19 protein-coding genes and 1 pseudogene are annotated in these 24,287 nt (G+C 43.4%); 10 read left to right on the top strand and 10 right to left on the bottom strand.

The window, feature by feature from the left end:
- Positions 1-2 precede the first annotated feature (2 nt).
- Both CHH60_RS01780 and rarD read right to left on the bottom strand, forming a co-directional pair.
- Complete coding sequence (locus tag CHH60_RS01780; protein ID WP_095357619.1) at positions 3-755, bottom strand: FCD domain-containing protein; 753 nt, start codon at positions 753-755, stop codon at positions 3-5.
- A 436-nt stretch (positions 756-1,191) separates the two neighbouring features.
- On the bottom strand, positions 1,192-2,070 hold the full coding sequence (rarD, locus tag CHH60_RS01775; RefSeq protein ID WP_095357618.1) for an EamA family transporter RarD: 879 nt from the start codon (positions 2,068-2,070) through the stop codon (positions 1,192-1,194).
- Between the two features lie 658 nt (positions 2,071-2,728).
- Between rarD and CHH60_RS01765 the strand changes: the two genes are divergently transcribed.
- Complete coding sequence (locus CHH60_RS01765; RefSeq protein ID WP_095357616.1) at positions 2,729-3,130, top strand: VOC family protein; 402 nt, start codon at positions 2,729-2,731, stop codon at positions 3,128-3,130.
- A 74-nt stretch (positions 3,131-3,204) separates the two neighbouring features.
- On the opposite strand, the gene CHH60_RS01760 is transcribed toward CHH60_RS01765, so the two are convergent.
- A complete protein-coding gene (locus CHH60_RS01760; RefSeq protein WP_095286705.1) occupies positions 3,205-3,855 on the bottom strand; it encodes a GntR family transcriptional regulator in 651 nt (216 codons plus the stop codon).
- Positions 3,856-4,147: 292 nt separating this feature from the next.
- Here CHH60_RS01760 and garR point away from each other — a divergent pair, with 292 nt between their 5' ends.
- From garR to CHH60_RS01740, 4 genes are all read left to right on the top strand, one after another.
- The gene (garR, locus tag CHH60_RS01755) at positions 4,148-5,056 is read left to right on the top strand and encodes a 2-hydroxy-3-oxopropionate reductase (protein ID WP_095357615.1); all 909 of its coding nucleotides are present in this window, start codon (positions 4,148-4,150) and stop codon (positions 5,054-5,056) included.
- Positions 5,043-6,476 (top strand): four-carbon acid sugar kinase family protein, encoded by a 1,434-nt coding sequence (locus tag CHH60_RS01750; protein WP_095357614.1) that lies wholly within the window; start codon positions 5,043-5,045, stop codon positions 6,474-6,476. Before garR ends, CHH60_RS01750 begins: the two co-directional genes overlap by 14 nt.
- Before the next feature lie 132 nt (positions 6,477-6,608).
- Positions 6,609-7,928 (top strand): gluconate:H+ symporter, encoded by a 1,320-nt coding sequence (locus CHH60_RS01745; RefSeq protein ID WP_095357613.1) that lies wholly within the window; start codon positions 6,609-6,611, stop codon positions 7,926-7,928.
- A gap of 205 nt (positions 7,929-8,133) precedes the next feature.
- Positions 8,134-9,495 (top strand): PD40 domain-containing protein, encoded by a 1,362-nt coding sequence (locus CHH60_RS01740; RefSeq protein ID WP_095357612.1) that lies wholly within the window; start codon positions 8,134-8,136, stop codon positions 9,493-9,495.
- Positions 9,496-9,903: 408 nt separating this feature from the next.
- Here the strand turns inward: CHH60_RS01740 and CHH60_RS01730 are convergent, their stop codons facing one another.
- Positions 9,904-10,674, bottom strand: coding sequence for an alpha/beta hydrolase (locus CHH60_RS01730; RefSeq protein ID WP_095357611.1), 771 nt, complete (start codon positions 10,672-10,674; stop codon positions 9,904-9,906).
- A 123-nt stretch (positions 10,675-10,797) separates the two neighbouring features.
- Between CHH60_RS01730 and CHH60_RS01725 the strand changes: the two genes are divergently transcribed.
- Positions 10,798-11,415, top strand: a complete 618-nt coding sequence (locus tag CHH60_RS01725; protein ID WP_095357610.1) for a TetR/AcrR family transcriptional regulator — start codon at positions 10,798-10,800, stop codon at positions 11,413-11,415.
- Positions 11,416-11,764: 349 nt separating this feature from the next.
- Here CHH60_RS01725 and CHH60_RS01720 read toward each other — a convergent pair whose 3' ends face one another.
- The 3 genes from CHH60_RS01720 to CHH60_RS01710 form a co-directional block, all read right to left on the bottom strand.
- A complete protein-coding gene (locus CHH60_RS01720; RefSeq protein ID WP_095357609.1) occupies positions 11,765-12,991 on the bottom strand; it encodes a multidrug effflux MFS transporter in 1,227 nt (408 codons plus the stop codon).
- Positions 12,992-13,607: 616 nt separating this feature from the next.
- Complete coding sequence (hmpA, locus tag CHH60_RS01715) at positions 13,608-14,834, bottom strand: NO-inducible flavohemoprotein (RefSeq protein WP_095357608.1); 1,227 nt, start codon at positions 14,832-14,834, stop codon at positions 13,608-13,610.
- A 94-nt stretch (positions 14,835-14,928) separates the two neighbouring features.
- On the bottom strand, positions 14,929-15,177 hold the full coding sequence (locus CHH60_RS01710; protein WP_095357607.1) for a hypothetical protein: 249 nt from the start codon (positions 15,175-15,177) through the stop codon (positions 14,929-14,931).
- Between the two features lie 247 nt (positions 15,178-15,424).
- Between CHH60_RS01710 and CHH60_RS01705 the strand changes: the two genes are divergently transcribed.
- The 3 genes from CHH60_RS01705 (at position 15,425) to CHH60_RS01695 (ending at position 18,918) form a co-directional block, all read left to right on the top strand.
- The gene (locus tag CHH60_RS01705; protein WP_095357606.1) at positions 15,425-17,029 is read left to right on the top strand and encodes an extracellular solute-binding protein; all 1,605 of its coding nucleotides are present in this window, start codon (positions 15,425-15,427) and stop codon (positions 17,027-17,029) included.
- Between the two features lie 93 nt (positions 17,030-17,122).
- Entirely contained in the window at positions 17,123-18,013 is an 891-nt protein-coding gene (locus CHH60_RS01700) for an ABC transporter permease (RefSeq protein ID WP_095357605.1), read from the top strand.
- Positions 18,014-18,027: 14 nt separating this feature from the next.
- On the top strand, positions 18,028-18,918 hold the full coding sequence (locus CHH60_RS01695) for a carbohydrate ABC transporter permease (protein ID WP_095357604.1): 891 nt from the start codon (positions 18,028-18,030) through the stop codon (positions 18,916-18,918).
- 40 nt (positions 18,919-18,958) lie between these two features.
- On the opposite strand, the gene CHH60_RS01690 is transcribed toward CHH60_RS01695, so the two are convergent.
- Complete coding sequence (locus tag CHH60_RS01690; protein ID WP_255247775.1) at positions 18,959-20,590, bottom strand: cache domain-containing sensor histidine kinase; 1,632 nt, start codon at positions 20,588-20,590, stop codon at positions 18,959-18,961.
- Positions 20,591-20,718: 128 nt separating this feature from the next.
- Positions 20,719-22,353, bottom strand: a complete 1,635-nt coding sequence (locus CHH60_RS01685) for a helix-turn-helix domain-containing protein (protein WP_095357602.1) — start codon at positions 22,351-22,353, stop codon at positions 20,719-20,721.
- A gap of 281 nt (positions 22,354-22,634) precedes the next feature.
- Between CHH60_RS01685 and CHH60_RS01680 the strand changes: the two genes are divergently transcribed.
- Positions 22,635-23,537 (top strand): dihydrodipicolinate synthase family protein, encoded by a 903-nt coding sequence (locus tag CHH60_RS01680; RefSeq protein ID WP_095357601.1) that lies wholly within the window; start codon positions 22,635-22,637, stop codon positions 23,535-23,537.
- 155 nt (positions 23,538-23,692) lie between these two features.
- On the opposite strand, the pseudogene CHH60_RS30465 reads toward CHH60_RS01680, so the two are convergent.
- Positions 23,693-24,287: pseudogene (locus CHH60_RS30465) on the bottom strand (hypothetical protein); the annotation flags it as partial.

Below are 24,287 nucleotides of genomic sequence, written 5' to 3'. Positions count from 1 at the left end.
TTTTAACGCGCTTCCTCGATGTTTAATATCTGGTTTTTTATAGCAAAATAACGTTTGACGTCTTCAATCATCTGATTGATGTGATTGACCATCGCGGCTTCGGCTTCTTCCGGGGAACGTGATATAATGGCATCCAGGATCTGGCGATGATCCACCACCAATTCACTCCCTACAGTGCGCCGAATATACGCAGTCTCCAGAAAGTCTCTGCTGGTGTCCCATACCAATTCCACGGCATGGCGCAAAAACTGGTTCTGGGCTGCAAAGGCGAGCAACCGGTGGAATTCCCGATCTTCCTCATAAGGTATGATATTTTGCTCCAATTTCCGCTGCTGCTCCTGAATGGATTGTTCGAGGAGATGGATATATTCTTTTGTGGCATGCTCCGCTGCCAACGAAGCAATCTCCCGTTCAAGCGCTTTGCGTGCAACGAGAATGTCAAGAAGTGCCTTTTCCCCTGAATGATTCAGCGTCTGCATCAGGCGTGAGTTAGCATTTTTCTGCTGCAGCTCCCGTTCAATTAACTTCAGCCGTTCTGAACCCGCTTCTGTCAAAATACGGCCTTTCCTGCCTTCCAGCGCCGTATATCCTTCAACGTCCATCTCCATTAGCCGTCTGCCTATAGTTGCCTGGCTTAATCCGTATTTTTTGCCTAACGTATGAACGAGCGTACTTGCACCGATAGGAGCAGTTGCATCCTGAAGCTGCTTGAGCAGGTCGTACTCCAATTCCAATTCATATAACTCTGGAGCCACATGTTCCCCTCCTATATATGTAAGTTTCACTTCCTTGTTACTCACTGATGATTAACGTAATAAACAGAAGTATAACTTCTATCGAACATAATATCAATCATTCGCACCAAAATAGTATGAATTAACTTTATAGAATGTGGTATATCTAGGGTTTCTTATTGGTGATGTTTTTCTTATGGGTTTTTTTCATTCAAAGAATGAATCAATCAGTAAATGCAATCAAATAGTTATCTAATTTCAACCCAAAAAGACTAGCTTACAGAGCCAGCCTTTTTAGATCTTCCCCTCCATTTCTATCCCCAAACTTGTAGTTCTAATAATTAAATAGAATGCTGAAGGCCCTGTCTATCAGCATACAGGCAGCAAATAGAAAAATGGCCATTTCCGTCGATTAGACAGAAACGACCATTATGACGCAACCAGAGCTCTTCTGCCTTCAGCTCGCTTTCGCGAGTTTCGTGCCACGTACTGATGATATCGCATATACGATCAGTGAAATCCAGATCAACGCGAACCCAACAAGGAGAACCGGCGATACGGATTCCTTAAATACAAATATGCTTAGGAACAGCATGATGGTTGGCCCGATGTATTGTACGAATCCGAGTGTGGACAGCGACATCCGTGCAGCAGCACGCGCAAAAAATAACAACGGCAGCGCCGTTACCACGCCAGAAAGAAGCAGTCCGATGAACATAGACGAAGACAGCGTCCATGCAGTCGATTCTCCTACGACCGCCAAATAGATCCAATAGCCTAGCGCGATGGGAAGGACTACAGCCGTCTCCGACAGTAAGCCTACAGAAGCGTCTTGCACCGTCTTTTTCTTCGCAAGTCCATACAAGCCAAACGATGCAGCCAGCGAGATCGCGACCCACGGAAAACGACCATAGTCGATGGCGATAATAAGTACTGCGGCACCAGCGATAGCAATGGCGAGCCACTGCCCGCGGTTTGGCTTCTCATGAAGGAAAACAACGGCTAGCAGTACGTTTAGCAGTGGGTTCAGATAGTAACCAAGACTTGTCTCAACAACGTGCCCATTGTTGACCGCCCAGATGAAAATAAGCCAATTCACTGCAATCAACAGTCCACTTGTAGCGAGCGATAACAGCTGTGAACGATTAGCAGCAATCCGCTTCATATCACCCCAGCGGCGCTGGACAGCCACGAGAATACCCATGAAGACAAACGACCAGACGACACGGTGGGACAGAATCTCGCCTGCTGGCACATCGTTGAACAATTTCCAATAGAGTGGGAGAACCCCCCACATGATATAAGCAATTATAGCGTTGACTAACCCGTTGTTCATGAATCCAATTCTCCTCTTCTCTCTCTGATGTCTGAACGGATTATACGCCTTGATCCTAACCTAAGTAAAGGAAATAATCTGACATGCAGCAAGCCACGCTCATGACCATCCCTCCTGGTATTTTGCAAAGAAGATATCAAAAAGCAACATTTCATGTTAGCCCGCTGCTCACATGAAATGTTGCTGAGTCACTAATAATAGGATAAGTGAAAAAATACAGCTTGTTATTGCAATGATGATCTGAAAACAAGTGAATGAGATTTTTTCCAGAACATTTCTTCTCTTCTTTTTTTGATTAAAATACGAGTAAATTAACACAGTAATCACAACAGGCAAATATTGATGAAGGTCCGGTCCTTCCCTACTCGGCAATATTTTATGTATATAACCACCTATAGTCTCGTCAATGATCATAAAACTATATATAACTCCGATGATCGCAGAAATAAGAAACGAAAAGGCTACCTGAACTAGACCTTTATTATGAGTGATAAGACCCAGTTTTCGGTGTAAGTCTTTTATCATAAACGATTACTAACCTCCTCCATTTAGTTGATCTCCCTATACTTTACCACACCCTTCCAATTCATGCTGGTTTGGGCAGCAGCAGTAGAGTATAGTGGAAATAGTTAAAAAAATATTCCAGGAGGCTACAGCCATGTCACAGGATATCTGGATTAACCTGCCGGTCAAAGACGTTGAGAAATCTACTTCCTTTTTCAACGAGATTGGATTCCATGCGGTTAGCGTTGGTAATGAAAGAGCCAAGCTTACCATTGGCCAAACCACAATTCTGCTGTTCCCGGATGCAGCGTTTGAGAAATTTACAGGTTCAACCATCACAGATACTTCCCATAGCGCAGAAGTCATATTCTCAATTGGTGCTGATAGCAGAGAAGAAATCGATGCTTTTATTCAGAAAGTTGAAGTTGCCGGAGGAAGTATCTTTGGCAAACCAAGTGAAAATGAAGGCTGGATGTATGGCGCAGGATTTGCAGACCTGGACGGTCACCGATGGAACCTGCTATACATGGATGAGAGCAAAATGCCGAAACGCTAATTGAAAAACGCCGGTAGCCTTATTAAGGTTACCGGCGTTTTAGTTATACCTCTTCACTCTTACCCTCTTGCCTCTTACTGATTACTCATGACATGGAGATAAAAGTTCAGATCGTTCTCGAGGTGCTTTTTCATCAACTCTTCAGCTTTCTCGCCTTCTCTGGACTTGATTGCATTATAAATTTCTTCATGCTCATCAATCAGATGAGGACGATTATAGATGACAACGGTTTTCCTGAACAGATAAATAATAGCCTGCATCCGGTCTATAATATCGATCATAAGCGGGTTATTACTCGCTTTTACAATGTCATTATGGAAGCTTTCATTCGCGGACATAATCTCATCTTTGGTCCCCGATCTCCCGATTTCCACATACTTGTAAAGTTCCTCAATCTCGTTGTCTTTTAGGAAATTCGCCGCGCATTTAGCTGAATACCCTTCCAACAATATCCGAACATTGAACAAATTTCGTAAGTCCTTTTCCGTTGGCTTAACCACTTTCTTTTGAACAATTAATCCTTCGTTCTCCAGTTTTCGTATGGAATCCCTTATGGGCGTTCTGCTAACACCAAGCTCTGCAGCTAGTTTCTCTTCAACGATCTTTGTACCGCTAGGAAGCTCACCGTTTAAGATCTTGTCACGGAGAATTTCGTAACACTGATGATACGCCGGTCGTGAGCTATTATTGTCATGCACTAACTTCACCTCAGTTTCATTTCTCATCATAAATATAGTACCAAATTATGTTCATAAAATCATTCCAATAAACGATGCCAAGTAATAAAAGTATACGACAATTCATAAATTGTATACAATTTTATATTTTAGTGTATACAGTTTTAATTTTTTAGTATACAATGAAAACGCAAACAACGATGTAAGCGGTTGCTGAATCAATCATTTTATTTTCAATAACTCAAGTTCACTTCAACGTTGTTTGATTCTAATCTGTGTACAGAACTCAATTCATAGGCATATAAGCCTTTCTTAGAAAAGTTATTAGGAGGAAAACATCATGGCAAAAAAAGTTGGTTTTATTGGACTCGGCATCATGGGGAAACCGATGGCTCTAAACCTCAGAAAAAAAGGACACGAACTAACCGTTAATGATCTGAATCAGGAAGCGGTACAAATATTGGTAGAATCCGGTGCAATCTCTGCCTCCTCACCTAGAGAAGTCGCTGAAAACTGTGAAATCATCATCACGATGCTCCCTGCATCCCAACATGTGCAAGCTGTAGTTTTGGGTGAACAGGGCATTTTATCCGGAGCCAAAGAAGGCTCGATTATTATTGATATGAGTTCCATCACTCCTGCTGTTTCCATTGCTCTTGCTGAAGAAGCAGCGAAAAAAGGCGTCGGCTTTTTGGATGCACCCGTTAGCGGCGGAGAACCTAAAGCCATTGATGGTACGTTAGCCATTATGGTGGGCGGTAAAGAAAGCGTATTCGAACAAGCCAAGTCTGTGTTGTTTGACATGGGAACGGCTGTCACCTTGGTTGGAGATAGCGGATGCGGAGTTACAGCGAAGCTCGCGAACCAAATCATCGTTAACTTGAATATTGCTGCGATGTCCGAAGCCCTTGTCCTGGCTGCCAAAGCGGGCATCGATATTGAGAAAATGTATCAGGCAATCCGAGGCGGATTAGCAAGCAGTGCTGTTCTGGATGCCAAAGTACCGCTCATTCTGGACAGGAACTTTGCCCCAGGAGGTACGATTGCTATCAATATGAAAGATATTACGAATGTCATGGATACAGCTCACGAGATTGGAGTACCTCTTCCCCTTTCCAGTCACCTGTTGGAGATATTCCATGCCCTAAAAGTTGACGGGAAATTAATGGACGATCACGGCGGGATCGTACAATACTATGAAAAATTAGCAAATGTCGAAGTTAGGGGTCTTGGCCATGAAAACGAATAATCGGTCTGTTGAAGAAGTATTCAGCAACATTCCTTCTGTGGATACCGGCCTTGTTCATGAAATGATCGCTAAAGAGCTTCAACGCTTTAATCACAAAATTATCGTGTTGGATGATGATCCAACTGGTGTTCAAACAGTACATGGTGTATCGGTCTATACGGATTGGTCGTTGGAAAGCATCGACAGAGGTTTTAAGGAAGAGAATTCGATGTTCTTTGTTCTCACCAACTCACGCGGATTTACTGCTGCAGAAACGAAAAAAGCACACCAGGACATTGCTGCAAATATCGTGGCAGCTGCCAAGAAAAACAACCGCGAGTTCACCATTATTAGTCGTGGAGATTCCACACTCAGAGGTCACTACCCGCTGGAAACGGAAGTACTGAAGGATACCGTGGAAGCACAATCAGATATCCGATTTGACGGTGAGATCATCCTTCCTTTCTTCAAAGAAGGCGGACGCTTCACGATCGATAATGTTCACTACGTTCAATATGATATGGAACTGGTTCCTGCTGGAGAAACCGAATTCGCCAAGGACCGCACCTTTGGTTATACCAAATCCCATTTAGGTGAGTGGGCTGAGGAAAAATCGAATGGTCAGTATAAAGCCGAACACATGACGTACATTTCGCTTGAAAGTCTGCGTGCCATGAACTTGGATCTGATTGAGCAGCAGCTGTTGAACGTTGAGGATTTTAACAAAGTTATTGTGAATGCGGTTGACTATGCCGATGTACAGATCTTCACTATTGCTTTAATTCGAGCCATCAACCAAGGTAAACACTTTATGTTTAGAAGTGCTGCTGCCCTTACGAAGGTTATGGGAGGCGTTAGTGACAAAAGTCTGCTCACTCGTGAAGAGATGATGAGTGATCATACAAACCATGGCGGATTAGTCATCATCGGATCTCATGTTAAGAAAACAACGGAACAGTTTGAAGAACTGAAGAAGTCCGGTGCAGTAGAATTTGTTGAATTTAATGTTCACCTTGTTCTGGAGCCCGAACAATTCGAGAACGAGCTTAATAGAGTTGTGGAGACTACCAACCAATTCATTCTTCAAGGTAGAAATGTGGCTGTCTATACCCGAAGAGAACGCTTGGATCTTGGAGAAGACCGAAAAGAAGAGGAATTAAAACTTTCCGTGAAGATTTCGGATGCTGTCACGAGTATTGTCAAACGTTTGAAAGTAAGACCATCCTATATCATTGCTAAAGGAGGGATTACCTCGAGCGATATCGGAACGAATGGCCTTGAAGTAAAACGAGCGACCGTTGCTGGACAGATTCGTCCAGGTATCCCCGTGTGGACAACTGGCAGTGAAAGTAAATTCCCGGGGATTTCCTATGTCATCTTCCCTGGTAACGTCGGTACCAAAACGGATTTGAGAGAAGTCGTTGAGATGTTGAGTTCGTAATCATTCTAATAAATTTAATATGACCAGATCTGTAAGGAGTAACACGGATAACGAAGTAATACCAGAATCAATCGTGCACTCCTTACAATAGGGTCTTCTTAATCAAGCCAATAAAGAAAAGAGGACAAATACATGCCAATTATCTCTGTTACCATTGGGGTCATTTTACTGCTCATATTAATGATGGCTTTTAAGTTAAACGCTTTCATATCGCTCATTATTGTATCACTGGCCGTTGGCGTACTGGAAGGAATGACACCGATTCAGGCTGTCGAATCCATCGAATCGGGTCTGGGCGGAACGTTAGGACATTTAACGATGATTATTATTTTCGGAGGTATCCTGGGTAAACTAATGACCGATTCCGGTGGTGCGCAGCGTATTGCGACAACCATGATAGGTGCCTTCGGTCAAAAACGGACTCAGCTAGCGGCAGTTATTACGGCGGCTATTGTTGGAATCGCTTTATTCTTTGAAACAGGTGTAGTGGTATTAATTCCATTGGTATTTACCATCGCGAGAGCTGCACGTGTGCCAGTTCTGTATCTGGGAATGCCCGTTATTGCAGCGCTGATCACCATGCACGGATTCGTCCCTCCGCATCCTGGACCGACAGCGGTGGCTAACGTTTTTGGAGCCAATATCGGATTAACGATGATCCTGGGTATAATTATTGCGATCCCTGCCTTTATCCTTGCGGGTCCTGTTTACACCAAGCTGTTTAAAAAAGAAGCACTGCAGATCGATATCCCTAAAGGTCTATTTAATCCGAAGGAATTCAAAGAAGAAGAACTTCCTAAATTCGGAATCAGTCTTTTTACAGCTCTTCTACCGGTCATTTTGATCGCACTTCAAACCGTTGTTGAGATTTTTGCTCCTGATTCAGCAATTTCGCCAGTAACGGACTTTATCGGTAATGCAAATGTGGCTCTGCTAATTTCAGTTATCGTGGCTATCTTTACTTTCGGGTTAAATCTGGGCAAGAAAATGCCTGAGATTATGACCTCACTGAGCGAATCTGTAAGCGGAATCGGAATGATCCTTTTAATCATTGCTGGTGGTGGTGCGTTTAAGCAAGTTTTGATCGACAGTCATATTGACCAATATATTTCTGATCTTATGTCAGGCTCGAGCCTCTCTCCACTCCTGTTAACCTGGCTGATCGCAGCAATCTTAAGAATTGCTGTCGGTTCTGCAACCGTAGCCGGTATGACAGCAGCTGGTATAGCTGCACCTCTGGTTGCTGCAACGGGCGTAAGTCCCGAACTGATGGTTCTCGCAGCGGGTGCCGGTAGCGTTACCTTCTCTCATGTCAATGATGCGGGATTCTGGATCTACAAGGAGTACTTCAATCTTAGTATCGGTAAAACGATAAAAACCTGGTCGGTCATGGTAACAATAATCTCACTTGTGGGACTTGCTGGTGTTCTGATTATGGATATGTTTATGTAAACCGTCAATAGGTAACGAAGTAATAAAGGCACGTTCTTATCAGAACGATGCCTTTATTTTTTTGATCCAAGATTGATATGCTATGTGCCTGAAATCTGTATTTTTGTCCTCAAGCTTTTCAACACAAGGTATGATGATAACTATTCGCCCATTTTCCATTCTTGAATATATTGTAGGAATTCGAAATGGAAGGACGGATTGGCATATGAATCGAACTGATCGTGAAGCAATCCTTTTTAATTCTAATGTTGGGGGTGGTTCGTACGATATTTGGCTTTATCACGTTTCAACAGGTCGGACCATGAAGTTAACCCAGAATCTTGGTGAAGAATTTTCAATTCCATATTGGTCCCCAGATCTTCAGCATATCGCCTTTATCGGCAAGAATAATATGGTGATGGTATTGAATCTAAACAGCAGAACATGGGCACAGATTGATCAAATCGAACCTTACACTTTACTGAGCTGGTCACCGGATAGTCATTACTTGACTTATGTAAAGAATGATCGAATTGTAATCTACAATATCTACGCCCATACCAGCGGCTCGATCGTTCAATATGGAGTCACCGATGTTCAATGGTTTCCCTCTGGAGAAGCTTTCCTGTATGCAGCACCGGATGAAGCAGGCATCACTCAATTATATAAGATCAACCGGGATGGCATGAACAAACAGCAATTAACTCATAATACGGAGGGGCCTCTCCACAATGTCAGAATATCTCCTAATGGAGAGTTTGCTCTATATACATCCCCAGGGGCCAGCATTTCCTTAATCACTACCGTGAATTTATCAACAGGAGTGAGCTACCAACTCCAAGGTGGACCTCAGGCCAAGAACTATTTTCCCGAATGGTCTCCAGACTCTACGACAGTCGCATACAGTGCTACAGATATTGTGAATAATCAATACGTCTCACTCATCCAGACTGACAGCCGAGTTGGCGGACAGCAAAAAACATGGGCCGTCTCCACCTGTTTCTCTACCCCGCTCAGTTGGTCTCCGGACGGGAAACGACTTGCATACTTATCAGGATGCAGCAATCAAGAACAAGCAGATGAAATTTGGGTTATTGATTTAGATCACCCTAATCATCCGACCAAAATTGTTGAAGCCAAATGGATAACATCTATAGCCTGGTCACCACAATTCCATGAACATGATTCCTATAAATTATACCTAAACCAGGTATACAAGGTATCCTTCTATTATCCGCGAACCTGGCGCAAAGTGACCGAAGAACGGTTCGAAGGATCGGACGGATTTTTTCAAATATCGGCCATATCTTCAGAAGAGGAACTTCACGCAGTATGCAGAGCGGAAGCCTTCCATGTCCTGCAACCCTATGGAACCAATCCTCGAATCTTCCCTGCTTTGGTTCAAGCACAGGAAGCCTGTTTCATATTTCCTTCTGAAGACCAACCCATAGAAATGAGAAATCAGGCTGCACTTATTGTCAAATACCCTACTCCTGTTGCGATTCAAGGAAGTACGTATTCCTATTTCATCTTGTGGGCCGATCAAGATCACTTAATCTCACTGGTAAAGACTTTTAGTTTTATTTAATTGAACAAGAAAAGCCGCCTTGAAAAAGGCGGCTGTTTTCTGTGAGGTATGGTGATATGATCTACCTTGTGTACCTTTCAATATCGTTTATCTCCGAATGCGACTCTCTTCGATAATGATCTTCGTACTGACGAACATCATTCTTCAACTTTACTACGAATCCCCATCCCATTAAGGCCAGTAAAGTACAGTAATCAAGGCATAAGCGAAACTGAATAAATTCATGAAAAAATTAATAAAAATTGCGGCCAGCATGAATCCCAAAATCCATAATACCCATTTTGTGCTCTTTTTCAACCAACTTCCTCCTTGAAGTGATTCCTTATTTTCCCTTCTATGTATCATAGTACATACGAAGGTAATTATAAATAGTTTCCAATCAAGGATTCGAAGATTCACAACTAGATATTAGCGATTTATGAGGTTAAACCATGCTTCGAGTCCAGCTACTACTTCCTCCAATTGCTGTTCCTCACTGATTGCTGCTGCATGATCTCCTTTCTGTTCCCCATATGAACCAAACTGTCCATGATTACCGCCTTTGATGCTTACATATGTCGTGCTTTGCGGAAGATTTATTTTGGATTCTTCCCATCGTTCGAAATTCAGCACTCCATCATCTGTACCAGTGATCTGTAATGCGGACAAGTCCGACTCCTTCAGGCTTCCACTCTCGTCGGCGTAGGATGCTAAGTAAAAGACCCCTTCCAGCGTGTCTGTGTGCTCGGCAGCATACCGTGATGCAAAGACGCCTCCCAGCGAGTGACCACCAATTACAAAGGTTTCATCTGGATGTTCCTCAATAAAAGAATCCGCCTTGTTTTCCCCAAACATGGCCAAATTTAAAGGCATATCGGCAATATAAACTCTATGTCCTTCTTCTGCCAATTTTCTGGCAAACGGAGCATAACTGGTTGGTTCCACTAGACCTCCCGGATAGAAAATGATGTTGGGTTCCACGATCCCTGTACCCTCCGGTTCAAAGCGATAGCCATTTTTGATCTTATTGATGCTAACCTGACTATCCGGGTTCATGGCTGCTTCGGCTCTTTCCGACGGACTATACGTGACGGATTGGAGATAAACGAAAAGTCCAATCACAACTATAATTACGGATAGACAAGACCAAATGAGTACCTTTTTCCACTTGTTACTGCGTTTTGCTGTTCTCAACTTCATTCCACCTTTATTCATAACTCGTTTTCGTTTCATATAAATTATACTTACCGGTAAGTATAATTACAAGTTGATTTTGCTTATGAACGAGGTTTGTCATAAAATATTCAAGGAGGAGAGTGTGCAATGCCAGATAAATCACCCAAACGTTTACCCGGAAGACCCAAGCAAGCGGATACCCAAATTTCCGTACAGCAAACGATCATTTTAACGGCTTCCAAATTGTTCATGGAATACGGCTACGAAACTGTCACGCTCCAACAAATTGGAAAACGATGCAATGTGTCCAAGCCGACCATATACTATCACTTTGCTAGCAAGCCTGAACTTTTTAAGGTAGCTATGATAACCATGTTCCAGAATGTACGCCGAGTAACTTCAGAATTTCTTGATCATGCTGAACATCTGGAGGATGGACTTATACAGTTGGCCGAGGCCAGACTGGCGAACCCGCATGCAGAGGTTGAAACCATGATTAGAGAAGCCGAACCTTTTCTTGAGAAAAATCAAATTCAGGAAATCAGAGAAGCCGAGGCTCGCATTCATGAGGTATTGGCGACCCATTTCCAATTGGCCATGGACCAGCAAACTCTCCGCGAAGACGATCCCATGTTCTTAGCTGAGACTTTTTCGACCCTGATGTTAATGGGGAATCGGGAGAACACCCCCCAAAAGTATGAATCTAATCTTGCACTGGGCCAAAGGTTAGTAGGTATCTTTCTGAGAGGTACGAAATCAACTTGAATTACTGTTTCTCTAGTGTAGATATGTTTTTTTGATTTCCTGAGGGAACTATTGCAGATCAGTTCTTGAACTGCCTTATTAGATTGTTACCCGCAGTCGAGCTTAATGCTTGGCTGCGGTTTTACATATTGTGTTGTAGTAAAACAACGAACAATATAATTACCTACTTTATGCTGTAGGTGATTTTCGATTAAACAATTATTTGTGTAATACGTTTTTTTTCAGGTATAGCTATTCGTACACGTTCTTATTCCTGCATCAGAACTGGGCTCTGGTCCCTATATATAAAAAAAAGCCGCTAAATGGTATTAGCGACTTTTCGAAGTACAATGTTTTAGGACTCGTATCACTACATGTTGAGATCGGACTGAACCTCTTGAGTATGGTCAGGTACCTTTCTAACCAGTACGAAGTAAGTGATAATAGCAACAATACTCGTCCCTAACAAAGTAAGGCCCAATGGAACAGCCGTGTCTTCACCGGCAACCCCTACCAACGGAGCGACCAACGCGCCAAGCAAGAAGGGAACAACCCCAAGCAATGCTGCGGCACTTCCGGCACTTTTGGCTTGACTCTCCATGGCAAGTGGAAATGCTGCTGTTGACGTAATACCTATAGAGCATACAAAGAAAAACAGCGGTATAACCAGAGCAAAAAGAGGACCATGAGCCAGAGTAACCATCAAGGCAGCAATACTTGCCACTAGCGCAAGCCAAAGTCCCGATAATAGGAGTGTCTGCTCAGAGATTCGCTGTGCCAACCGGCCTACAAGTTGAGAGCCGATGATCAGGCTGATCCCGTTGGAAGCAAATAATATAGCAAAAACCGTCGGCGTGACTCCATATATATTTTGATAGATAAAAGGTGTGCCTGCTACATATGCAAAAACCCCAGCCGTCATAATTCCCTGTGCCAGCATATAACCTACGAACTTCCGGTCACGTAGAAGCTGTCCATAGTTACGTATCTGAAGTTTGAAGTTGGGAGCAACACGTCGTTCCGGCGGGTTCGTCTCTTTCAGACGCCATTTGGTCATTGCCCATAAGAAAACTCCCAGAACGGAGAGTGAGATGAACACACCAATCCATGTCGTAAATGAAAGAACGCCACTGCCTGCGATCGGTGCTGCCAAAGGCCCCAAATTCCCTACGAGCAGTAATAAGGAGAAGAACTTGGTAAGCTCATGTCCACTGTAAAGGTCGCGAGCTATCGCGCGGGAAATAACGATCCCTGCTGAAGCCGAGAAACCTTGAGTGAAGCGAAACAAAATCAACAGACCAATATTCGGAGCGTAGGCGCACGCCAATGAACAGATGATATAGGCAGCCATGGAGATCAGTAACGGTGTACGTCTTCCATAAGCATCGCTCAGTGGTCCCATGACCAGTTGTCCCGCACCCAGCCCTAGTAAGCAAGCAGTAAGACTGAACTGAACAAGTGAAGCGTTCGTATTGAACGTTGCTGCAATCTCAGGGAATGCTGGTAAATACATGTCGATCGTGAAGGGGCCTAATGTTGAAAATAAACCCAACAATAAGGCCAAGCCTGCAACATTCCATTTGTTGCTTTTAATCATTAATCCATACCTCTCTCTAAAAATTACTTTAAGCCTTTAGACAGTATAGCTCTTAGAGTTAACTTTAGGTCAAGTTATATTTAAACGTTCATGATTCATGCGTTGTAAGAAATGTTATTAGTTAGCCACGCTTCATTCACGAAGTAGTAGAACGATTGCAACATAAAAAAACGAAAAAGCCGCCAAAACACTCGGCAGCTTCGTTGCTTCTATTTCAATATAACGTTGGGACCGGAGAACAATTGTAGGAAGCAATTTCACGTAATCCAATCGAGTACTGATTCCATCTCCCACCAAAAAATCTGTAGCCATAGGCTCTCGATTCACTGACCGCTGTCAAGAAAAACCAGAAGCTGTCTCCATTCCTAAGCCACATATACGTGAAACGATTAATGCAATTTTGAAGTCCCAAGGGATTAGCGGGAACGGGATATATGGGCTGTGGGTATGCCATATTTACAGATTCACTCCTTATAGGTAATTGACCTATCACCATTTTATGCCAAGCGTTACGATTTGGGTTGGGTGTGAGCCCAGGAGATCAGCTGTTACACAGCAGAATTTACATTGATTTTGACTCTTAACTCTGCAAGATTTTTTTGCCCAGGATGTTTTTTCAATCCTCTCCCTCACTTAACATAGCTAGAGGACTAAACGCTTCATAATGAATGTGAGACTTACCTACTCCCCACTCTGTTAAGATCCGATATATGGACTCCATAAATGGAATCGAGCCACAGAAGTAAAAGTCAGCATGTTTTGAAGGAACTACGGTTTGCAGCCACTTCAAATCAACTCTTCCTTCTAAATCGAAATTATGAGCTTCCCAATCATGCGGAGTTGGTGAAGAATAACATATCACTGATTTCACGTTGTGGTGACTCTTCTCTATCTCAAGCAGATACTCCTTAAAGGCATGTGTCTCGCTGTTGGCAGTGGCGTGAATGAAGGTCACTTGACGATCCGGTTGTTCTTTGACAATCGTATTCAGCATGCTCAAAACCGGCGTGATTCCGATACCCCCACTGATAAAGACAAGAGGTTCATCTGTGGTTGTAATAATAAAGTCACCCGCTGGAGCGGAGAATTCTAAAGTATCACCTGCTTGAACATGTTCATGCAAGAAATTAGATACCAGTCCTTCCGGATCCTCATGGCTTGCATCCTCGCGTTTTACTGTAATTCGGTAGTGATCGCTGCTTGGCGCATCAGACAGGCTATAGTGACGAATATGAGTATACGTTTCACCAGGTATGTTTGCTTTTATCGTCAAATACTGACCGGCTTTGTAATTGGCGATGCTTTGTCCGTCTTGAGGCTTTAGATACAACGAGGTAACCTCTTCTGTTTCTTTTACCTTTTTGTCTACAACGAAGGTACGATAATCCGCCCAACCTCCCATCTGATGCTCTGTCTCATCATAGAGTTCTTTCTCGATACGAATGAACGCATCGGCTATGAAGGTATAAGCTTTCCCCCACGCTTCTATGATTTCATCCGTGGCAGCGTCACCCAAGACATCCTGAACTGCTTCTAGCAACGTTTCGCCTACGACTGCATACTGCTCGGGTTTAACTCCAATAGCTCGATGCTTTTCTGTGATTCGCCGGATAACTGAAGTCAATGCATCCAGGTTGGTGATGTGTTCGCCAGCTGCATAAACGACATAACCTAATGCTTCCTGCTGAATCCCTCTTTTTTGATTCGTTTGATTAAAAATGTTGTTCAGTTCTGGGGCTTTCCTAAATAAGAGCTCATAAAATCGTTTCCCTATTTGTCCACTATGCTCCTTCAATACAGGAGCTGTTGATTTGACGATTTCTATTGTTTTTGAATCAAGCATATGTCGTACCATTCCTTCAAATGAGATTTTATGTTAAACGGTTAAAGCTTCTCCAAACAAAAGGATGGGTATACTCGACTGACAATCCATCAGCTTAGCTTTCATCCTTAAAATGAAAATGTTCACGATGAATCTCGTCCATCCCAACCAACTTACCACTCTTTTTATGAAAATAGGCGAAGTTTATATTTAACGGCATTCGAAGTACTTGATAATTGCGATCTCTTGGTAGAGCATTAACTTCATTCATAGCTAATTCCCGTGTAGTGTAGCTACCTATTGGAAAAAAATTAGGAAAAATTGCTGTTCCATCAGCAACGAAAATTCCCCATACATAAATCACTCGTCACATCCTACACCCCCTTTGCTTTCATATCATAAGCACAAAATTCTGTTTTCCTAAGTAAAAAAAGGTTTAGGCATAAGTAAAATAAGTGCACGTTCCCTCCTTCTCCATTCTCCTCTCAGCTTCAAAAGTAAAAAAACGAACGCGTTCTCGTCAATAACTTTGATATCGCGTTATCCCTTTCTAGATTACAATATTTTCAAGAATAGATTTGCTGAAATATTGCTAATAAGGGGGAAAAGAAATGAACAAGAAAAGCAAATTGGTCATGTTGTCATTATGCATCTCATCCTTATTACTGGCCGCGTGCACGAGTGATGGCAGTGCCGGGAAAAGTCCAACGAACACAGACTCAGAAACCAACGAGGCTGGAACTGTAACCATTCACACGGTAACCTCTGAATACACTTCGGCGAAATATCCCAAAGGTGACGATATCACCAATAATGTGTGGATCAGGAGATACAAAGAGAAACTTAATATCGATGTAAAAACAGACTGGGTTAGTGATGAATACGATACCAAACTGAATTTGGCCATATCATCGAACGATCTACCTGACGTCTTTCGGGTGAATCCTTCACAATTACGGCAATTAGTCGAAGCAGATATGGTCATGGATCTTACAGAAGCATTTGATCAGCATGCCTCCGACCGCCTCAAAGGTTATATGAAAGCGGATGCAGACAGTTTCGAATCAGGTAAAAAGGATGGCCAACTGTACGGGATACCTCAAATGCACTGGGGTTTAATTGAGCAACCGGATTTCGTCTGGATCAGGAATGATTGGAAGGAAGAACTGGGCCTCGAAGATCCAAAATCAGTGGAAGACATCAAGAACATCGCACTGAAATTTATGGAAAAGCACGGTGGTTATGGCCTGGCGGTAGATCAATCGCTGGATTATCTGAACCTGCTCGCCATCGCATGGAACGCCCATCCGGATATTTGGATTGAGGATAGCAGCGGAGAACTCGTATATGGCTCAATTCAACCGGAGATGAAAGCAGCACTGGCTGAATGGGCCGAATGGTATAAGCTCGGCATCATTGATCCGGAATTCGCGATCAAAGACTTTAATGCCATGAATGCCGATATTGTTGCCGGCAAAGTGGGCATGCAGCCTTACTATCAATGGTGGGGTTATAACCCTGGCGTTGATACGGTAGCCAATTTGGGCAAGGACGCCATCTTTTATCCGTATATCATCCCTACAATCGACGGTAAAGAAGCAAAACAATCGATCTCTTTCGCAAACGGTAACTATATTGTCATGAAAAAGGGATTTGAACATGCAGAAGAAGTCATTAAAATCCTGAACGACTACGCTTATGTCGTAGATGAGGGCCAGGGCAAGGAATCCAAAGAAACGTTATCCGCCTTACTGGACAACGATATCGCTCACGTGGTTGGAGCTTTCCGTGTACTTAATCCGAACTCCGACTATGAGCAGTTTGAGGCGGTATCCGCTGCGCTTCAGTCCAAGGACACCAGTGGGCTCACCACTTCGGGAATGTGGCAAAAATATAACAATAGTGTTGAATTTATGGAAAATGCAACGCCAGGAGCAGTCGGTGACTATTTGCAGCAAGGGGCTCCTAAGAATGCTTATGGTCTTGCCAAAAAAGTGCTCGATAGCGGGAACTATGTCAAGACAGGACTTTGGGGAGTAACCCCAGAAGCGCTGGCGAGCTACGGCACAACTCTGGATGATATCCTGACCGAAGGATTCACCAAGATCATCATGGGGACGGAAAGTATCGATCATTTCGATGTGATTGTTCAGAACTGGAGAGCTGCCGGCGGGGATGAAGCAACCCGGGCAGTCAATGAAGCTTACGGAAAATAAATAGGTTATGCAGCGGGGATGAGGAATTGTAACTTCTCTCCCCTTTTATTTTGCCGGGGTTTCGATTCCATTACCGTGAACGGAGGAAAATGAATGCTGAGAAAATTAAAGCAGCAGAGTCCCTACCATTTAATGTTGATACCTAGCTTAATTTTGGTTTTCATCTTTAGTTACATCCCATTCTACGGACTTGTTATTGCCTTTCAGAAATACAATCCGGGGCTGGGGTTCAATTCTCCATGGGTAGGATGGGACAATTTCTCGCACGTGTTTAATCAGCCGAATTTCGTTAGGACGATCTGGAACACGCTGTATATGTCTGTCTTCAAGATCATTGGCGGCATTATCGTGCCTGTTATCTTCGCCTTACTGCTTAACGAGGTCGTAAGAAGTGCAGTCAAACGCACGTTTCAAACCCTTGTTTATATCCCCAACTTCCTCTCTTGGGTCATCATGGCTGGAATTATGCTCGATATTCTTAGCGCCGACGGCATCGTGAATTCGTTTTTAGGGGTATTCGGGATAGAGAAAATCTCATTTCTAGGCACACCATCCATTTTTCCATGGACCATGATTATAAGTGATATCTGGAAGGGCTTTGGTTTTGGTACCGTTGTTTATCTGGCAGCCCTAACGAGTATTGATCCCGGGCTATATGAAGCCGCTGTGATTGATGGAGCCAAACGGTGGAAGCAGACCATATATATTACTTTGCCGCTTCTTATGCCCACCATTGTGCTGATGACCGTATTGTCGCTTGGAAATGTACTTAATGCCGGTTTTGATCAAATTTATAACCTGTACTCCCCTGTCGTCTATCAAACAGGCGATATTATTGATACCTACGTGTATCGTTTAGGGATTCAACAGGCGCAATATTCCATCGGTACCGCTGTCGGATTATTCAAATCCATCATTTCCACCATACTGATGGCCCTATCATATTTCCTGGCGTATAGGGTAGCAGGCTATCGCATCTTCTAAGGAGGACGATCACTATGATCAACGATAATAGTATAGGTAGACGTCTGTTTCATATCATAAACTACACCATATTGATGATCATCTCTCTACTATGCATTCTGCCATTTATCAACCTGCTGGCCGTTTCATTTAGCAGCAGTGCGGCAGTGTCTGCAGGCAGTGTTACATTCTGGCCCGTAGAATTTACGACAAAAGCGTATGAATTTGCATTATCCGGCGGGGCATTCTATTCTTCCCTATGGGTAGCCGTCAAACGTACCCTGCTTGGAACCCTCGTTAATCTTGTCCTGATTGTGCTTACAGCGTATCCGCTCTCGAAAGCGAAGCAAAAATTGATGGGACGTAACGTATATATGGGATTTTTCATCGTGACCATGCTTTTTAACGGAGGATTAATCCCTACATATCTCGTGGTGGTCAAAATGGGACTAGTCGATTCGATCTGGTCATTGATATTACCTGGCGCTCTACCAGTCTTCAGTATGGTCATTCTCATGAACTTCATCAGGGGGTTGCCAGAAGAGATTGAAGAATCCGCGATTATCGATGGTGCAGGTCCTTTACAAGTTCTTGTCCGTATTTTACTCCCCCTTCTTAAACCTGCTCTCGCAACTGTCGGGTTGTTTAGTATCGTTGCCCATTGGAATTCATGGTTCGACGGAATTATCTACATGAACAATCCGGCCAATTACCCTTTACAGAGTTATCTGCAGACGCTCCTGCAGAGTTTTGAGCAAATCATGCTGAAATCAGGCTCCGATTACACTCAGCTGCTCTCCATGATGAATGCCAGAACCGGGCGCGCAGCCCAGATGTTTTTGGGTGCCATTCCGATTTTGCTCGTTTATCCGTTTCTGCAGAAGTATTTTACAAAAGGTTTGGTACTCGGTAGTGTTAAAGGGTAACGTAAGAGGCTTGCAGGATGACCTGCAAGCCTCTATTTTTTTACTCAGGTACATTCGCAATAGCAGGCAGCAGGATGGAAAAAATCGTACCTTCTCCCACCTTACTCTCTACCCGAACTCCATAGGGTTTGCCAAAATGCAGTTGAATGCGCCGCTGCACATTATGAAGACCGATTCCATTGGAACCATTGCCCGGATCAACCCTTCCTTCCATAAAACTCCGAATGGCATGATGTTCCATACCGACACCATTATCGCAAACTTCTATCGATATATTATCGCCCCGCGCCTGAATACGAATCGTGATTACACCGTCTTCTTCGATTTCGGCTAGACCGTGAAAGATGGCATTTTCAATAATGGGCTGTAGAATCATCTTGGGCATAAGATAATCCAGCAGCTCATTTTCAATCTCATACCTCATCTGAATAGACCCGTAATATCTGACGTTCTGTATGGTTGCGTAATTCATGATATTATCCACTTCCTCACGAATGGTTACCAGGGTTCCATCCGACTTGGTCGCATAACGAAGCATCGAAATGAGTGCATCTGTCATTTCCACGATTTTATCTGCTTGCTGCATGGATGCAATCCATTTTACGGATCCAAGTGTATTGTACAGAAAGTGAGGGTTGATCTGGTCATGAAGTGCTCGCATCTCAGCGGCGGCTTTCTCTATTTCTTCTTTTTGCATTCGCTCAACCATACGTTTCAGTTCATGCGACATCTTATTGAAGCGGACCGACAAATGTCCGATCTCGTCCCGAGATCGAACCTCTTCAACCTGTTCAAACTGCCCTTTTTCAACCAGCGCAATATTTCGTAAAAGTTTCTTAATGGGACGCGTGATCACATGCGAGAGAAAAATCGAAATAATGGCAGCAAACAGGGACATGACGATAGCCAGCATGATGAGATTACGACCTAGTATTTTCCCATCCGCAGTCAGCTCATCCAAAGGCATATATAAATAAGTGGTCCACTTTTGCTGACTTAGCGGGCTGGTAACGACAATATTCAATGATTCTACTGGACGAACGTTGTCACGGAACAAGGTCCCAATCAGCTGGTCATTTACGTTGTATACAATTTTGTCATCCTCATCGACGATCATAAATCTGGAGCGAAGCCCTTCCTGCAAGTTGCGATTAACGATCTCTATAAACCTAATATCGATGCTGACAACGATCACTCCAAGCAGTTTCCCATTGGTCACATCATGAATCTTGCGTGCGTGTGATACCGCGAGAATTTTATTTTCCAATTGCTTATCAATCCTGGTGGTCAACGTAATCGTTCGATCATTGGAATGCATAAACTTTTTAAACCATAATTCGTTCGCCATCTTGAAGTTGGGGTCTATGGGCTGGTGTGGACTAACGAACAGATCCTGTCCTCCGTTCAAGTTATAGAGGTAAATGGAAAATACGCGATCCTTCATCATGATGTAATTCATTAGAAGATTATAGGCCGCAATCTCATTCTGCTCATTACCATCCCGCAGGAAATCCTGTATCGGGAAGCTTCCATCATGTGTCGCAGACAAACTGTCGTTAAGTCCATTGCTGGCAAGCAGCGAGATTTTCTCGATTTCCTTGAGAAATTCGTCAATACGAATATTGGTCTGCTTGGCCAGATCGCTCAGCAGCTTGGTATAATTCTGTGCCAACAAGCGTTCAGAAGAGTAATATGAATTGATGGTCATCACGAATACCGGAAGGATAATCACTGTCATACAAATCACCAAAATTTTGTACTTGATACGGAAGAGCCCTGCACGCTTCATATGCTGCACCTCTATTCACGGGATAGCCTGGACTCCAGCTCTAGCTCACGGTATTCCTCTGGGGTTACACCTACTACCTTTTTGAAAATCTTGCTGAAATACGTGTAATTGTGGTATCCCACCGCATCTGCGATCTCATATACTTTTAATTCGCGGCTAAATAAATAAGTCTTGGCATGTTCGATTCGAACCCGTGTCAAGTAGGAGATAAAGTTCTCTCCTTTCTCCTGCTTAAACAATCTGCTAAGATACGACGGGTTCACATTGATCTGACCAGCTACGCTTTGCAAGGAAATGTCCTCGGCATAATACTTGTCAATGATTTGAATGGCCAGATCTGCGTAGGTAAGCTCTTGCATGATTTGGGAATCGGCTTGGAAGCAATAGGCGATATGAGTCAGCATTTCCTGATGAATGTCCTCCCAATATTCTCCTCTTAGAACCCTTTCATAGGGCGACTCTTCTTTTAAATAAGGCTTGCTGCCTCGTGTATCGCGTGTCATATGGGAGTGAAACATTTCCATCACCGTGATATATTGCTTACGAATACTGTTCTCATCTCCCTGCTTTGCTTCCAGATCCAATCGCACCATTTCAAGAAACTTCTCCGCCTCTTTGACGTCCTTGCTTACCCACAACTTATGAATGTCTTTTTGTTGCTGCGGACTCAGTATCCCATTTATTTCGTATCGTGCCGGAGCTTGAGCCAGATTCTCGTAAAACAATACCTGGTTGCTGCCTGTGAAAAAACTCTCCCTTAGTGCAGATTCTGCCTCCTGACATGCCTTCCTAAGAAAGCGAAACCCGGAAACCGATGTACTTACACCAGCCGTTAGCGATAGATTCATAAAATCCTTGATCGAGGATAGTAGCTTATTGCACAGTTTATTAATGTCGACCTGGTTAGACCCACTGCCAGAAGGGAGATTGATGATAACCCAATATTCGGATGAACTTTCAACTAAAATTTCCTTGTTCCACTTGGATGGAATGATCTCTTCCATAATATTCACGATCGAAAAGCGGAGCAGCTTCTCTCCTTTCTCGATATATTTCCTCTTCACTTGCTCGTAATAGTTCACGACAAATTTGATGACCACAAGCCTGTCAGACCGTATGCGAAAATGCAGTTCTTCGGCTTTGGTAATCATATCTTTTTCACTTATGAATCCGCTTACAATATCCTGGAAGAAACTATCCTTGAGATGTCTCAAACTCTTCGAATAATCATGCTGCACAAATGGTACGTTTGTTAGACTGTGCTGTTCGCTTTGCAGTTTCTGCCTTATCTTCGTAAGGAGTTCAATCAGGGATGTTTCTGTAATTTCACTTTTGATCAAGTAGTCCACAGCACCCAGCTTTAAAGCTTCCTTCACATAATGGAGTTCATCAAAATTACTCAGAATGACATACTTGCAATTTTTCAGTACTATAGATGCTTCTTTTATGAGCTTCAGACCATCCATAATGGGCATCTTGATATCCGTAATGATCAGATCGGGAGAAGCTTCGATTGCTAGCTCCAAGCCTTCCTTACCGTTTCCTGCTTCACCGATAACACAAAAGTCAAACTCCTCCCAGTTCAGCATGGAACGAATTCCAACGCGCATTAACAATTCGTCGTCCACAATCATCAGTTTATACATGAGAACCCCCAGTTTACGTTATTTCGTGATGAACCCTATTCTATTGATTTTGCTGAAAAATGTGAAAGACCTGGAGCTTTTTAGCTATTTTACCATTGCAAAGTGAACGAGCCTATCTCCTTCAGAACTAAAATTCTAGTCCATATGTAAATCCCGGAGCTTGTCTACTATCCAAACCCAATTGGCCCAATAAACTTTATGCAAATTGGCTCTGTTGTATCATCCAATTTGGCTCATAATTTGATGTAATTCGATATTTACAATTTTGAGGAGTGAAATGAATGTTTCATGGATTAGCTGCTTTTCCCCTGACCCCTATGAATGAACATCAAATTAACGAAAGAGAATTGGTGAAACTAATCGAGCGATTGGTTACTGCCGGAGTCTCCTCTATCGGAGCTCTAGGATCAACAGGAAACTATGCTTACTTGAACCGCTCGGAACGTTTACGAGTCTTGCAACTTGCTGTCGGTGCTGCGGATAGCGTTCCTGTGATGACAAGCATTAGTGCAATACGCACCGCAGATGTGCTTCAGTTAGCAGAAGATGCGCAACGAGCAGGCGCTCAAGCTGTCCTGCTTGCTCCAGTTTCGTATCAGACATTGACGGAGGAAGAAGTCTACTCCTTGTATGAACACGTTACTGCGTCGCTCTCTGTTCCACTATGTGTGTATGACAATCCAATTACTACACATTTTCATTTTACGGATGAACTGCATGCACGAATTGCGGGACTCCCCCTTGTAAAATCCATCAAAATTCCGGGCGTTCCAAGTGATCCAGAAAAAGCATCGGAACGGGTGAACAAACTTCGTGAACTTGTTCCATCCCATGTTACGATCGGAGTAAGCGGAGATCCATTTGCAGTTACAGGCCTAAATGCAGGTTGTGAGGTATGGTACTCCGTATTGGGTGGCTTATTTCCCAAGCTATGCTTGAGAATGACTCAGTTCGCTCTGGAAGGCCGTGCTGTGGAGGCAGATTATTACTCGGTACTGCTCGAACCGATCTGGAAGCTATTCCGGCAATATGGAAGTCTTCGTGTCGCTGCTGCAGCTGCAGAAATTATTGGTCTGACTTCAGGTCCTGGCCTCCCTCTTCCCTTACAGCCACTTCACCCCATAGTAAGAGATCTGTTGAAGCCCCTACTTGCGGAGATTGAATCCTTGGAAAATTCTTTCTAAAAGCTCCCCGGTAAACAAGACAATGGAGCACCTGCCGACTGACAAGCTGCTCCATTACGGCTTTCTTTTCTTATCAAATGAAAAGATATTCAATACGCTTGAAACAAGCTATTCCTCAATTCTTCCATAAAGTAATAAAGCCGATTGGATATCGGCTATACTAATCCAGCGACCCATGGGGATAACAGCAAACTGACATCACTGGTATTAATAACATCACCAACCGCAAAACCTGTAAGATTTTGAACTCTGAAATTGATTGGAATAGCGTCATCTACAGTCCCAGTTCCTGTAGTACGGCCACCTATAGATGAACCGTTAATTTGGTTATAAACAGCTAAGTAATAAACTATATTACCTGAAAGAGTAACTGGTGCAGTTAGTGGCAATATAAACAGGCCTGGTGTTATAGTTGTTGCTACCGTAGTGACACCAATGACACTCGCTGTTGTGCCAGTGACTGGCTCCAACACGGCCATCTGAAAGGTACCTGTATTTGTACCCATTTGTGTAACAAACGCTGCAAGTCTACTGATCGTAGAGTCTTGACCATCAAAAGCAAGTGCCCCAATGGCCTGATTATTTCCGCTCCCAGCATTAAATGGAATTAACATATCGATGTCTCCTATTTTGAGAGTTTCAATAAATGGCGAATCGATGCCAGCAATTCCAGTCGCCCCAGTCACACCCGTTACTCCCGTTGAACCTGTAGCGCCCGTTGCTCCCGTTAAACCTGTGACACCTGTGGCT

The organism is Paenibacillus sp. 7523-1, from assembly GCF_002276415.1.
GTDB lineage: Bacteria > Bacillota > Bacilli > Paenibacillales > Paenibacillaceae > Paenibacillus > Paenibacillus illinoisensis_A.
The sequence above is the reverse complement of the archived record's forward strand: the minus strand, read 5'-3'. Positions and strand labels throughout refer to the sequence as shown.